Source organism: Streptomyces sp. NPDC005925 (assembly GCF_040638805.1).
Classification (GTDB): Bacteria; Actinomycetota; Actinomycetes; order Streptomycetales; family Streptomycetaceae; genus Streptomyces.
In genome coordinates, this window is sequence record NZ_JBEXVL010000007.1 from 1 (window position 1) to 12,873 (window position 12,873).

General features: G+C 73.4%; 13 protein-coding genes. 11 read left to right on the forward strand and 2 right to left on the reverse strand.

Annotated features, from left to right (window positions below; all coding sequences use genetic code 11):
* The 4 genes from ABZ354_RS11405 to ABZ354_RS11420 form a co-directional block, all read left to right on the forward strand.
* The coding region (locus ABZ354_RS11405) for an alpha-glucosidase C-terminal domain-containing protein (RefSeq protein ID WP_358655410.1) at positions 1-543 on the forward strand (543 nt) is incomplete at its 5' end.
* Positions 544-581: 38 nt separating this feature from the next.
* Entirely contained in the window at positions 582-2,012 is a 1,431-nt protein-coding gene (locus ABZ354_RS11410; RefSeq protein ID WP_358655809.1) for a maltokinase, read from the forward strand.
* Positions 2,013-2,015: 3 nt separating this feature from the next.
* Entirely contained in the window at positions 2,016-4,223 is a 2,208-nt protein-coding gene (glgB, locus tag ABZ354_RS11415) for a 1,4-alpha-glucan branching enzyme (RefSeq protein ID WP_358655412.1), read from the forward strand.
* A 107-nt stretch (positions 4,224-4,330) separates the two neighbouring features.
* Complete coding sequence (locus tag ABZ354_RS11420; RefSeq protein WP_358655414.1) at positions 4,331-5,419, forward strand: glutamate--cysteine ligase; 1,089 nt, start codon at positions 4,331-4,333, stop codon at positions 5,417-5,419.
* A 197-nt stretch (positions 5,420-5,616) separates the two neighbouring features.
* On the opposite strand, the gene ABZ354_RS11425 is transcribed toward ABZ354_RS11420, so the two are convergent.
* A complete protein-coding gene (locus ABZ354_RS11425; RefSeq protein WP_358655416.1) occupies positions 5,617-5,850 on the reverse strand; it encodes a DUF6480 family protein in 234 nt (77 codons plus the stop codon).
* Between the two features lie 152 nt (positions 5,851-6,002).
* Here ABZ354_RS11425 and ABZ354_RS11430 point away from each other — a divergent pair, with 152 nt between their 5' ends.
* Together ABZ354_RS11430 and ABZ354_RS11435 are read left to right on the forward strand one after the other, a co-directional pair.
* Positions 6,003-7,916: an AMP-dependent synthetase/ligase gene (locus tag ABZ354_RS11430; protein WP_358655811.1), complete on the forward strand. Its 1,914-nt coding sequence runs from the start codon at positions 6,003-6,005 to the stop codon at positions 7,914-7,916.
* 117 nt (positions 7,917-8,033) lie between these two features.
* On the forward strand, positions 8,034-8,468 hold the full coding sequence (locus ABZ354_RS11435; protein ID WP_358655418.1) for an ATP-binding protein: 435 nt from the start codon (positions 8,034-8,036) through the stop codon (positions 8,466-8,468).
* A gap of 42 nt (positions 8,469-8,510) precedes the next feature.
* On the opposite strand, the gene ABZ354_RS11440 is transcribed toward ABZ354_RS11435, so the two are convergent.
* Positions 8,511-8,975, reverse strand: coding sequence for an ATP-binding protein (locus tag ABZ354_RS11440; protein ID WP_358655420.1), 465 nt, complete (start codon positions 8,973-8,975; stop codon positions 8,511-8,513).
* Between the two features lie 392 nt (positions 8,976-9,367).
* Here ABZ354_RS11440 and ABZ354_RS11445 point away from each other — a divergent pair, with 392 nt between their 5' ends.
* From ABZ354_RS11445 to ABZ354_RS11465, 5 genes are all read left to right on the forward strand, one after another.
* Positions 9,368-9,838: an STAS domain-containing protein gene (locus tag ABZ354_RS11445; protein ID WP_358655422.1), complete on the forward strand. Its 471-nt coding sequence runs from the start codon at positions 9,368-9,370 to the stop codon at positions 9,836-9,838.
* A gap of 140 nt (positions 9,839-9,978) precedes the next feature.
* Positions 9,979-10,887, forward strand: a complete 909-nt coding sequence (locus ABZ354_RS11450) for an STAS domain-containing protein (RefSeq protein WP_358655424.1) — start codon at positions 9,979-9,981, stop codon at positions 10,885-10,887.
* A complete protein-coding gene (locus tag ABZ354_RS11455; protein ID WP_358655426.1) occupies positions 10,884-11,294 on the forward strand; it encodes an STAS domain-containing protein in 411 nt (136 codons plus the stop codon). Before ABZ354_RS11450 ends, ABZ354_RS11455 begins: the two co-directional genes overlap by 4 nt.
* The gene (locus tag ABZ354_RS11460; protein WP_358655428.1) at positions 11,294-11,734 is read left to right on the forward strand and encodes an anti-sigma regulatory factor; all 441 of its coding nucleotides are present in this window, start codon (positions 11,294-11,296) and stop codon (positions 11,732-11,734) included. Before ABZ354_RS11455 ends, ABZ354_RS11460 begins: the two co-directional genes overlap by 1 nt.
* Complete coding sequence (locus ABZ354_RS11465; RefSeq protein ID WP_358655430.1) at positions 11,734-12,858, forward strand: ATP-binding SpoIIE family protein phosphatase; 1,125 nt, start codon at positions 11,734-11,736, stop codon at positions 12,856-12,858. Before ABZ354_RS11460 ends, ABZ354_RS11465 begins: the two co-directional genes overlap by 1 nt.
* Positions 12,859-12,873 lie beyond the last annotated feature (15 nt).

The window sequence follows — 12,873 nt, forward strand, 5'->3', positions numbered from 1 at the left end:
TACTACGGCGACGAGATCGGCATGGGCGACAACATCTGGCTCGGCGACCGCGACGCCGTGCGCACCCCCATGCAGTGGACCCCCGACCGCAACGCGGGCTTCTCCACGGCGGACCCCGGGCGGCTGTCCCTCCCGGCGATCATGGACCCGGTCTACGGCTACCAGGTCACCAACGTCGAGGCGTCGATGTCGTCGCCGTCGTCGCTGCTGCACTGGACGCGGCGGATGGTCGAGATCCGCAAGCAGAACCCCGCCTTCGGCCTCGGCACCTACACCGAGCTGCCGTCCTCCAATCCGGCGGTGCTGGCCTTCCTGCGCGAGTACGAGGACGACCTGGTGCTGTGCGTGCACAACTTCTCCCGGTTCGCGCAGCCCACCGAACTGGACCTGCGGGAATTCGACGGACGCCATCCGGTCGAGCTGTTCGGCGGTGTCCGCTTCCCGGCCGTCGGCGAACTGCCGTACCTGCTCACGCTCGGTGGCCACGGCTTCTACTGGTTCCGGCTCACCCGAGTCGCATCCCGCAACGGCCGTCGGCCGTGAGCACAGCGCCGACGAAAGGAGGCGTGACAGGCGTGACCATGCCGAAGACCGCATCCCTCCGCCCGAGCCGTACGCTCCTGGCGGAGCCCCTGGCGTCCCTCGCCGAGCCCTCGGCGTCCCTCACGGAGCCCATGGCGTCCCTCGCCGGGCTCCTGCGGGAGTGGCTGCCGCGGCAGCGCTGGTTCGCGGGCAAGGACCGGCCCGTCACGGAGCTGGGCCTGCTGTCGATGACCGAGCTGTTCCCGGGCTGCCTGCATCTGCTGGTCCACTCCGGGAACGGGGGCGTGCCCTGCCCCGGCGCCGCCCCGCCGCCCGGGGACTGCTACCAGCTGCTGCTCGGCGTGCGGGAACACCCCGCGCCGCGGTTGGCCCGTGCCCTGATCGGCCAGGTGCACGAAGGCCCGCTGGCCGGGCTGACGGTGTACGACGCGCTGCACGACCCACGAACGGCCCAGCTGCTGCTGGACCGGCTGCGGCATCCGGGCTCGGCGGGGCCGCTGCGCTTCGAGGCCGACCCGTCGCTGCCGGTGCCCGGCGGACTCGTGCCGCGGCTGCTGGACGCGGAGCAGTCCAACTCCTCGCTGGTGTACGGCGAGGAGTTCATCCTGAAGCTGTTCCGGCGCATCCAGCCCGGCGTCAACCCCGACCTGGAGGTGCCGGTCGCGCTGGCCCGGCAGGGCTGCAGCCGGGTCCCCACCCCGGTGGCGTGGGTGCGCACGACGCATCCGCAGGAGGCCACGCTCGGCGTGCTCCAGCCGTTCCTGCGGGACGCCTCCGACGGCTGGACGCTCGCCCTGAACGCGCTCGCCGCGGGCGACGACTTCACGGCCGAGGCCCATCAGCTGGGCCGGGCCACGGCCGAGGTGCATCTCGCGCTGGCGTCGGCCTTCCCGGTCGGCGGGTCCGGCGGGTCCGGCGGGTCCGGTCAGCCCGGTGACACCGGCCGGATGGCGGCGGGGATGACCGAGCGGCTCGCCGCCGCCGCGCACGCGGTGCCGGCGCTGCGGCCGTTCGCGCCGGGCCTGCGGACCGCGTTCGCCGCGCTGACCAGCTGCGATCCCGGGCCGCCCGCCCAGCGCATCCACGGCGACCTGCACCTGGGACAGGTGCTGCGGGCCGGCCGGGACTGGTTCGTCATCGACTTCGAGGGCGAGCCGTCCCGCCCGCTCGCGGAGCGCCGCAGCGCCCACTCCCCCGTGCGGGACATCGCGGGCATGCTGCGTTCCTTCGACTACGCCGCCCGGCAGCGCCGCCCCTGGCGCCCGGAGTGGGCGCGCCGCTGCCGCGAGGCGTACTGCGCCGGCTACGCGGCGAGCGCCGGCTGGGATCCGCGCAAGAAGCACGGACTGCTGCGCGCCTACGAGACCGACCGGGCCGTGTACGAGGTGCTGTACGAGGCCCGGCACCGCCCCGACTGGCTGCCCGTGCCGATGGCGGCGATCGAGCGCCTCGCCGTGAGAGGAGACTGACCTGTGGCTCCGCGTGACACCACGCTTCCCGAGCCGTCCAGCCCCGTTCCCTGTGGGACCGCGCCGCCGCTGGACGACACCGACCGGGGGCGCCTGCTGGCGGGCGCCCACCATGATCCGCACGGCCTGCTGGGCGCACACCCGGTGCCGGGCGGGGTCGTGTTCCGCGCCCTGAGGCCCTTCGCGCGGTCGGTGAGCGTGCTCGTCGGCGGCAGGCGCAGGACGCTCGCCTCGGACGGCGACGGCCTGTTCTCCGGGACGCTGCCGCTGGACGCGGTCCCCGAGTACACGCTGCTCGTGACGTACTCCGACGGGGAGCAGGAGACGCACGACCCGTACCGCTTCCTGCCCGCCCTCGGCGAGCTGGACCTGCATCTGATCCGGGAGGGCCGGCACGAGGAACTGTGGAAGGCGCTCGGCGCCGAGCCGATGACGCACCAGGGCGTGGCCGGCACCCGTTTCACGGTGTGGGCGCCCAACGCGCAGGGTGTGCGGGTCGCCGGGGACTTCACGTGCTGGGACGGCACCGCGTTCCCGATGCGCTCCCTCGGCGCGTCCGGGGTGTGGGAGCTGTTCCTGCCGGGCATCGGCGAAGGCGCGCGCTACAAGTTCGAGATCACCTCCCGCTACGGCAGCCGGTTCCTGAAGGCCGACCCGATGGCCCGGCGGGCGGAGGAGCCGCCCAACACGGCGTCGATCGTGACGGCCCCGCACTACCAGTGGAACGACGCCGAGTGGATGGCGCACCGCGGGGACACGCCCGTGCACGAGGCGCCGTTCTCCGTGTACGAGGTCCATCTCCCCTCCTGGCGTCCCGGCCTGACGTACCGCCGGCTGGCCGAGAAACTCCCGCAGTACGTGAAGGACCTCGGTTTCACGCACGTCGAGCTGATGCCGGTCGCGGAGCATCCCTACGGGCCGTCCTGGGGTTACCAGGTCACGTCCTACTACGCTCCGACAGCCCGCCTCGGCACGCCCGACGACTTCCGTCACCTGGTCGACGCGCTGCACCGGGCCGGCATCGGCGTGATCATGGACTGGGTGCCGGCGCACTTCCCCAAGGACGACTGGGCACTGGCCCGCTTCGACGGCGACCCGCTGTACGAGCCGGGCGACGCGCGGCGCGCCGAGCACCCGGACTGGGGGACGTACGAGTTCGACTTCGGGCGCACCGAGGTCCGCAACTTCCTCGTCGCGAACGCCGTGTACTGGTGCGAGGAGTTCCACATCGACGGGCTGCGCGTGGACGCGGTCGCCTCGATGCTGTACCTCGACTATTCGCGGGACTCGGGTCAGTGGGCGCCGAACGTGTACGGCGGCCGGGAGGACCTGGACGCGATGGCGTTCCTGCAGGAGATGAACGCCACCGTGTACCGGCGCGCGCCGGGCGTCGTCACCATCGCGGAGGAGTCCACCGCCTGGGGCGGGGTGACGCAGCCCACCGACAGCGGCGGCCTCGGCTTCGGGCTGAAGTGGAACATGGGCTGGATGCACGACTCCCTGGAGTACATGTCCAGGGAGCCGGTCCACCGCAAGTACCACCACCACGACATGACGTTCTCCATGGTGTACGCGTACAGCGAGAACTACATCCTGCCGATCTCCCACGACGAGGTCGTGCACGGCAAGCAGGCCCTCGTGTCGAAGATGCCCGGCGACTGGTGGCAGCGGCGCGCCAACCACCGCGCCTACCTCGGCTTCATGTGGGCGCACCCGGGCAAGAAGTTGCTGTTCATGGGGCAGGAGTTCGCGCAGGGCGCGGAGTGGTCCGAGAAGTGCGGCCCGGACTGGTGGCTGCTCGACGCGGAGTACCCGGCCGGGCCCGACCACCGCGGGGTGCGGGACCTGGTCCGCGACCTGAACACCCTCTACGGGCGGACGCCGGCGCTGTGGCAGCGCGACACCGACCCGGCCGGCTTCCGGTGGGTGGCCGTGGACGCGGCCGACGACAACGTGTACGCGTTCCTGCGGTACGACGCGGAGGGCGCGCCGCTGCTCGCGGTGTCGAACTTCTCCCCCGCCGTCCGGCAGGACTACGCGCTGTGGGTCGGTGACGATCATGTGGCCTGGCACGAGGTCCTCAACACCGACGCCGTCGCGTACGGCGGCAGCGGCGTCGTCGATTCCTGGCCGGTGAAACCCGAGGACGGTCGGCTGCGGCTGACGCTGCCGCCGCTGGCCACGGTGTGGCTCAGGCCGCTCCCGGTGTGATCCCGGGCTGCGACGCGAGGTGTCCGGCGGCTCTGCCTGGGCATCCGAGGTCGTACCGCGTACGACGTCCTCGTCGTCGCAGCCGGGCCACAGAAGGGGTGCATGCCGTGCGAACCGTCGGAGTGGAGGAGGAGCTCCTCCTGGTCGATCCCGGAACGGGCGAGCCGCGGGCGATGTCCGCGGCCGTCCTCGCCCTCGCGGAGCGGGACGATGCGGACCAGGACGTGTTCGAGAAGGAACTGCACGAGCAGATGCTCGAGTTCGCCACGACCCCCCAGTCGGACATGGCGGCGCTGCGGGAGGAGATCGGCCGGTGCCGCAAGGAGGCGGCCCGGCACGCGGGCGACCTCGGCTGTGCGGTCGCCGCGCTCGCCACGTCGCCGCTGCCGGTGACCCCGGCCGTGGGCATCCAGCCGCGCTACCGGTGGATGGCGGAGCAGTACGGCATCGCGACACGTGAGCAGCTCGTCCTGGGCTGCCACGTCCATGTGTCCGTCGAGTCCGACGACGAGGGTGTCGCGGTGCTCGACCGGCTCCGTCCGTGGCTGTCCGTGCTGTCGGCGATCAGCTCCAACTCGCCGTTCTGGCAGGGCAGCGACACCGGCTACAGCGGGTACCGCAGCCGGGTCTGGCAGCGCTGGCCGTCGGCGGGGCCGACGGAGGCGTTCGGCTCGGCGGAGCGGTATCACCGGCGGGTCGCGGACATGGTGGCCACCGGTGTCATCCTCGACGAGGGGATGATCTACTTCGACGCGCGGCTGTCCCAGCGGTACCCGACGGTGGAGATCCGGGTGTCCGACGTGTGTCTGCGGGCCGACACGGCCACGCTGATCGCGACGCTGGCCCGCGGCCTGGTGGAGACCGCCGCGCGGGAGTGGCGGGAGGGCAGGGAGCCGCTCGACCCGAGCGTGAGCCTGCTGCGGCTGGCCGCCTGGCAGGCGGCCAAGTCCGGCCTGTCGGGCGAACTGCTGCACCCGGTGACCATGCGGCGTGCGCCCGCGGCCACCGTGGTCCGCGCTCTGCTGGAGCACGTCGAGGACGCCCTCGGCGGGAGCGGCGACCTCGAACGGGCCCGTGAGGGCATCGCGGGGCTGCTGCGGTACGGCACCGGCGCGGACACGCAGCGCGAGACGATGCGGCGCACGGGCAGTCTCCGGGACGTCGTCACCGAGAGCGTGCGTCACACGCAGGAGTGACCGCACCCGCCGGGTGTACGGGCCCGGCGGGAGTGGTCGCGGCTCCCCGGGCGGGCCTGACGGGAGTGCTCGCGCCTTCCCCGGGCGGACCCGGCGGGACCAGCCGGGCCGCCGGGCCGGGCCCGCAGAAGCAGCCGCGCCTCCGCCGGGCCGGGCCCCGCGGAAGGGGCCGCCGGCTGCCCGCGGGCCCGACCCGCTCAGAAGATCAGGATCAGGGCGTACACGAGGAAGAACGCCGCCATCAGCACACACAGGGCGAGGATCACCGTCAGGGGTGCCGCGCCCCAGCCCTTGGTCGGGTTGTGGGTCTCGCGCGGGCCCGCCTCGGGCATGCTGCTCTCCGCCGGTGGTGTCTCCCCGGGCGGTACGCCGCCGCCCGGTTCCAGCCCGGTGGTGCGGTCGGGGTCGGGGTCGGGGTTGATGTATCTCATGGGGTCCGGGTCCCCCGATCACGCCGCGGTCACCAAACGCGCGTCACTTCCCGGTTCGTGACCCCCGGTCTTTTCTCCTCCGCTACATTCGACCAGCGCCGATGACGCTACTCATCGGCTCCGTCACGCCCCGTACACGTCAGGAGCAGCGCATGCGCGACATCGGCATGGCTCCGTACACGGCCGCTGCCCTGACCGGCGGGCTCGCCGACAGTGTCTTCACGACGGCCGCGCAGAATCCCACCCTTCCGGTGCTGGCGCGGCGGACCCACCCGGGATCCCCGGCATGGGACGAGGTGAGTGCCGTCGAGTTCCGCGACGAGGTGGTCGACCTGGCGCGCGGGCTGATCGCGACCGGGATCACGCCGGGGCAGCGCGTCGCGGTCATGGCGCACACCCGGTACGAGTGGACGGTGCTCAGCTACGCGCTGTGGACGGTCGGCGCGGAGGTCGTGCCGGTCTATCCGACGTCGTCGCGGGACCAGGTCGAGTGGATCCTGCGGGACGCGGCGTGCGTGGCCGTGGTGGTGGAGGACGAGCAGGGCGTGATGACGGTCGGCTCGGTGTGCGCGACGCTGCCGTTCCTGCGGCACGTGTGGCAGCTGGACGCCGGGGTGCTCGGAGAACTGACGGCGCGCGGCGCGTACGTCCCGGCCGCCGCGGTCGACTCGATGCGCCGGCTCGTGCCGCCGGACTCGACGGCGGTCATCGCGTACACCTCGGGGACGACCGGCCGCGCCATGGGGTGCGCGCTCAGCCACCGCGGTCTCGCGACTCCCTGCGACACGCTGCTGGAGGGCTGGGGACACACGGCGGCGGCGCCGGGCGAGCAGGCGTCGGTCCTCGCGTTCCTGCCGTTCTCCCACGTGTACGGGCTGATGATCCAGATCATGTGTGTGCGCGGCGGTGGGCTTCTGGCGCACGAGCCCGACCTGAGCGAGCCGGCGCTGATCGCGTCGCTGCAGTCGTTCCGGCCCACGTATCTGTACGCGGTGCCGTCGCTGTTCGAGAGGATCTACAAGACGTTCCTGCGCAGGTCCCGTGAGGCGGGGCGCGGGGCCGTCTTCGAGCGGGCCGCCGGCACGGCACGCGACTACGCCGCGGCCCGTGAGCGGCAGCGGCTGGGGCTGGGCCCCGGCCCGCGCTTCGACCTGCGGCTGCAGCACGCGCTGTACGACCGGCTGGTGTACCGCAGGCTGCGGGCCGCGCTGGGCGGGCGGGTGCTCCGCGCCACGTCGGGCGGGTCCCCGCTGAGCCGGGAGCTGTCGCTGTTCTTCGAGGGCATCGGCATCTGGGTGCACGACGGGTACGGCCTGACCGAGACGAGCGGCGGGATCACGATGCAGCCGCTGGGCCGGGAGAAGTCCGGCACCGTCGGGCAGGCCCTGCCGGACACGGAGATCCGGATCGCCGAGGACGGGGAGATCCTGGTGCGCGGGCCCTCGGTGTTCCAGGGCTACGTCAACGACCCGGAGGCGACCCGGGCGGCGTTGCGCGGCGGCTGGCTGGCCACCGGTGACCTCGGGCACCTCGACGGCGAGGGGTATCTCACGATCACCGGCCGCAAGAAGGACGTGGTCATCACCAGCGGCGGCAAGAGCGTGTCGCCGGCCACGCTGGAGGAGCGGCTGCGGATGCATCCGCTCGTCCACCAGGCGGTGGTGGTGGGCGACAGCCGGCCGTGCGTGGGGGCGCTGATCACGCTCGACCCGGAGTTCCTGGCGCACTGGCGGGGCACGCTGGCCTGGCAGGGCGACACGCCGGGCCGGGACGCGCGGGAGGAGAACGCGCTGGACGAGGAGATCGCGCGGGCCGTGGCCGCCGCCAACAGCGCGGTGTCGCCGTCGGAGTCGATCCGGGTGTTCCGGGTGCTGCCGAAGCCGTTCGAGGTGGCCGACGGGCTGCTGACGCCGTCGATGAAGTTGCGCCGCGACGAGGTCGTACGGCGCTACGCGCTGGAGATCGACGCGATGTACGGGGCCCGGTCCCGGTCCGGCCGGCGCCCCCCGGCGCGGGAGCCCGTGACGTGGGACGACCCGGACGCCGCGGACAACGTGTTCCGCTGACGCGGCCGGCCGCGCGGAGCGGGCCGGGCGCGTAGGACCCGGCCAGTTGGGAACTAGCCAACCAAGGACGCAGAGAAGAAAGGCCGACATGCGCTGACGTCGGGCCGGAAGGGCGACATGGCTATCGAGCCGCGTGGAGACAGGACACTGGCTGCCGAGGAGATCCCGAACCGCACCGCGAGCTTCGCGGGCGCACTGCACAACGTCACGGGTGCGCGCCTGGTCGCGGAGGAGTTCCTGGACGAGCTGTCGAGGGTTTCACCGCCGTCGGCTCCGGAGCACTGGGACGACATCCTGCTGGTGGTGACGGAGCTGGCGGCCAATGCGGTGCAGTACGCGCCGGGCCCGTTCGAGCTGCGGATGCGCCGGACCTTCGACGGTGTGCACGTCGTACTGCACGACACGAACACCACGCCGCCCGCGCCGCGTCCGTTCCATCCGAGCCGGGGCGGTGGCGGTATCGGCTGGCATCTGATCCACACGCTGTGCGACCAGGTCAGTGTGGTGCCCGGCGCCCGCGGCAAGGACATACACGTCTTCCTGCCCTGGTGACCGCGGGCCGGGCCCGGGGCCCCCTCCCGGGGCCGGGGCCGGTCAGCCGCCTGACCCGGTGCGTACCGGGACGAGCACGGTGACGGTCTTGCCGCCCCCGGGGCGGCGGTCGACGCCGATCTCCCGCGCGAGGCGGATGATCAGGGGCCAGCCGTAGCCGCTGCCGAGCTGCCCCGGCGGCAGGGAGCCCGGACCGTAGGCGACCGGGGGGACGATGTCGCTGCGGTCGTGCACGGCGATCCGTACGCCGTCCTCGACGACCCGGGCGTCGAAGCCCGCCAGTCCGCCGCCGTGCCGTATCGCGTTGGTGACCAGCTCGGACACGACGAGGAGCAGGTCGATGACGTCCTCGTCGCGTGCCGCGCCCGCCCCGGCGTCCCCCGCGCGGCGCAGTACCGATTCCGCGTACGCGCGTGCCGTGGCGGCACTGGTCACGTCGTCCGGTGTGAGCGCGCGGGACGGCGAGCCGCCGTGCGCGGTGGGAAGGGTCTCTTCGGTCAGCTCCATGCGTGTGGTGTCCCCGTCATTCGGTCGTTCCGTTCCGCGGCCCCGCCGCACGCGTCCGCCGGGTCCCCGTCCTCGACGGTGCAGGTGCCCGGCACGGATGTCCGGGTTTCTGTTCGTGGCCACGGCGCCTCCACTCCTCACGGCCCGTGGCGCGGTCCGGACCGGCGGGCGGTCGCACCCGCCGGGCGGCTCCACCGCAGCGGATACCCCGGTCGGGCCGCCGCATGTCCCGTGGCCGCCCGCCTGCATGTCCCGTCGATTCAGGGGTAAGCGCGGGGGCGCGGTGCCGTTGCCGGTGAAAGACGCGGTCGTTGACCTGTCCGGAGGCGGCGCCGCGTCGCGGACGCTCACAGGGTGGCCCGCCCCGGCCGTCGGATTTGTTGGAGGTACACGTGCCCATTGCCCAGAACCCTCTGTCCGTCGAGGTCGTCCTGCCGCGGGAGGACGTCGCGCTGTTCAGGGTGCAGGGGTACCTGGACGTCGACACCTCGGCTGATTTCCAGCACCATCTGGCGAACCAGCTGCATCACGGCCGACGGCACTTCCTGCTCGATCTGTCGTCCGTGCCGTTCATGGACTCGTCCGGCATGAACATCATCCTGCGCGTGTACCAGGAGGTGCGGGAGATGCCGGGGAGCGTCCACGTCATCTCCCCCGCCCCGGCCGTGCGCCGGATCCTGGACCTGACGGGCGTGAGCATCACGGTCCCGGTGTCGGACAGCGTCGAGGAGGCGCTGGACCGGGTCGGCCGGGGGCCGGCGGTCACGGACGCCGCCCTGGAGACCTCGGCGGCCGCGGAGGATTCCGCGGCTTCGCAGGGTGCGGACGGTGGCCCGGAAACGCAGGCGCCCGGGGCCGTCTGACGCACCGTCCGGCGACCTCGGCGCAGGTCGCGCCGGGGTCGTTCCGTAAGAGGCCGGACGCCGGTCGGGGATGTCGTCCGGCAGAAGTGGCGTTGCCCGCGCTGAGGGGTGACGCGGACGAACCATGGAGGAGTGAGTACGTGCCGGAGCACGCAGCGGCCGCGGTGGAGGGAACGCCCGCACCGCCGGCGCGGGAGGTCGGGGACTTCCTGCGCCGCCGCCGTGAACAGATCGCCCAGCGCTGGGCGGACGAGCCCCTTTTCCGCACCGTGTTCACCGTCTCGCGGGACGAAGCGGTGGAAGCGGGCAGAGCCGTGGTCGACGCGCTGGCCCAGGTGGCCGACGCGGAGCGGGTGGAGGACCCGGACGCCGCCGGATTCACCATGATCCGCGAGCAGCTGGCGCGGATGGGAGCGGCCCGTTCCCGGGCGGGCCTGACCACGGCTCAGGTGTCGACCGAGCTGGACAGCCTGCGGCCCCCCGTCGAGACCCTCCTGGCCGGCGACCTCCCGGACGCGCCGGCCGGTCACGTGCGGGCGTGCACGACCGCGCTGACCGTGCTGCTGGGCACGCTGCGGGTGGTGGTCATGCAGACGGCGCTCAGCGAGGGGCAGGCCCTCATCGACCGGCAGCGGCTGCAGCTGCTGGAGGTGGCCACGCCCGTCATCAAGCTGTGGGACGGCATCGTGGCGGTGCCCCTGATCGGGACGCTGGACAGTGCCCGCAGCCAGGTGGTGATGGAGACGCTGCTGGAGTCGGTGGTCGAGCAGCACGCCCGGTTCGCGATCCTCGACATCACCGGCGTGCCCACGGTCGACTCGCTGGTGGCGCAGCATCTGATGAAGACGGTCGCCGCGGCCCGGCTGATGGGCGCGGAGTGCGTCGTCTCCGGGATCCGTCCCGCCATCGCGCAGACCATCGTGCACCTCGGTCTCGACCTGGGTTCGGTGGTGACCCGGGCGGGTCTCGCGGACGCGCTGGCGTACGCCCTGCACAAGCTCGGCGCGGACATCGTGAGCCCCTCGTCCAACGGTGTGGGTCTCCCGTGAGTGAAGCGCTTCCCGGGCCCGTCACGGGACATGTGCCGGTCCTGCGACTCGGCGACGTTCTGCTGGTCACGATCCAGGGGGACCTGTACGACGGCACGGCACAACAGCTCCAGCAGGACATCGCGGAGGCCGTCGCGAGCAGCCGGGTGTCCGGCGTGCTGCTCGAGCTGTCGGGGGTGGAGATCATAGATTCCTTCCTCGCCCGGGTGCTCGCGGAGATCGCGGCGCAGGCCGGACTGCTCGCCGCGCAGACGGTGGTGGCCGGTATGCGTCCGGCGGTCGCGATCACGCTGGTGGAACTCGGTCTGACCCTGCCGGGGCTGCGGACCGCGCTCGACATCGAGGCGGGTCTGGAACTGCTGCGGTCGGCGCCCGCCGCCGACGGCAGACGCCGGGAGAGCCGGTGATGCGGACGGACGCGGGCATGGAGGCCCGCCTGCCGATCCGCTCGGACCTGGACCTGGGGTGGGTGCGCCAGCACGTGCGGCAGGCCGCGGCGGATCTCGGCTTCGGGCTGGTGGCCCAGACGAAGCTCGTCACCGCGGCGAGCGAGCTGGCGCGCAACACGCTGGTGCACGGCGGCGGGGGCCACATGGACGTGGAGCACGTCGTCCACGGCGGCGTGAACGGGCTGCGGTTGACGTTCGTCGACGAGGGCCCCGGCATCCCCGATCCGGAGCTGGCGCTCAGCGACGGCTACACCTCGGGCGACGGGCTCGGCATGGGGCTGGGCGGGGCGCGGCGCCTGGTGCACGAGTTCGTACTGGACAGCACGCCCGGGGCGGGTACGTCGGTGCGGGTGACGTCGTGGGCGGGGCAGCCGCCGCGCCCACGTGAGGAGGTGTGATGCCACGCGTGTGGGACGTGCCGGTGCGTGACTCGACGCGGGTGCGGGACGCGAGGGTGGCCGCCGAACAGGCCGCCGCGCTGGCCGGGCTCGACGAGGGGCGCACCGCCTCCGCCGCACTGGTCGCGACCGAGCTGGCGACGAACCTCCTCAAGCACGCGGAGGACGGTCAGGTGCTGGTGGACGTGGTGGCGCCGCCGGACCTGCCTGCCGGGCGGGGCGCGCCCCGAGTCGTGCAGATCGTGGCGATCGACCACGGCCCGGGCATCGCCGACGTGGCCCGGGCGCGGCGCGACGGGTTCTCCACGGCCGGTTCCCTGGGCGCCGGACTCGGCACGTGCCTCCGGGTCGCCGACGACTTCGGCCTGCACAGCACGCCCGGCCGGGGCACGGTGGCCCTGGCCCGCGTCGGCCCCGCCGTCAGGGACGTACGGTCCGCGTACGACGCGCCGCGCGGGGCGCGGGACGGCCGGACGGGCGCCGTCACCGACGCACGGCCGTCGTCCGGCCCGCCCGGCGGGGTGCGGGCCGGTGGGGTGAACGTGCCGTTGGGGGCGGCCGAGTACTCGGGCGACGCCTGGGCGTGGGTGCGGTCGGGGGACCTGCTGACGCTGATGCTGGCGGACGGACTGGGTCACGGCCCGGAGGCCGCCCGTGCCTCGACGGCGGCGGTGGCGGCGCTCCGGGAGGCGGCCGGTCTGCCGCCGGGCGAGGTGCTGCGCCGGCTGGACGCGGCGCTGTCCGGGACGCGGGGCGCGGCCGTCGCGGTGGCCCGGGTCGACACCCGGACCGGGCGGCTGCGGTTCGCCGGCGTCGGGAACGTGGGGGCACGGCTGTGCGAGGACGGCACGTGGCGGCATCTGACGTCCCGGCCCGGCATCATCGGCGTCCACCGGCACGCCACCCTGCGCGAGGAGGAGACCGGCTGGGGGCCCGGCCGGCTGCTGATCATGCACACCGACGGTCTGCCCAGCCGCTGGACACCGCCGTCGGACGCCCGGCTGTGGGAGGCGGACCCGGCGGTGACGGCCGCCGTGACCATCCGGGACGCCGGCAGCCGCGCCCGGCCGGTGCGGGACGACACGGCGGTGGCCGTACTGAGCGCGGGACCGGTCGCCACATGAGCCAGATGACCCGTA

Bases quoted from the DNA above. Each gene is read 5' to 3' on its own strand.
- ABZ354_RS11410 (WP_358655809.1), top strand. From the start codon at position 582: ATGCCGAAGACCGCATCCCTCCGCCCGAGCCGTACGCTCCTGGCGGAG.
- ABZ354_RS11425 (WP_358655416.1), bottom strand. From the start codon at position 5,850: ATGAGATACATCAACCCCGACCCCGACCCCGACCGCACCACCGGGCTG.
- ABZ354_RS11430 (WP_358655811.1), top strand. From the start codon at position 6,003: ATGCGCGACATCGGCATGGCTCCGTACACGGCCGCTGCCCTGACCGGC.
- ABZ354_RS11435 (WP_358655418.1), top strand. From the start codon at position 8,034: ATGGCTATCGAGCCGCGTGGAGACAGGACACTGGCTGCCGAGGAGATC.
- ABZ354_RS11440 (WP_358655420.1), bottom strand. From the start codon at position 8,975: ATGGAGCTGACCGAAGAGACCCTTCCCACCGCGCACGGCGGCTCGCCG.
- ABZ354_RS11460 (WP_358655428.1), top strand. From the start codon at position 11,294: ATGCGGACGGACGCGGGCATGGAGGCCCGCCTGCCGATCCGCTCGGAC.
- ABZ354_RS11465 (WP_358655430.1), top strand. From the start codon at position 11,734: ATGCCACGCGTGTGGGACGTGCCGGTGCGTGACTCGACGCGGGTGCGG.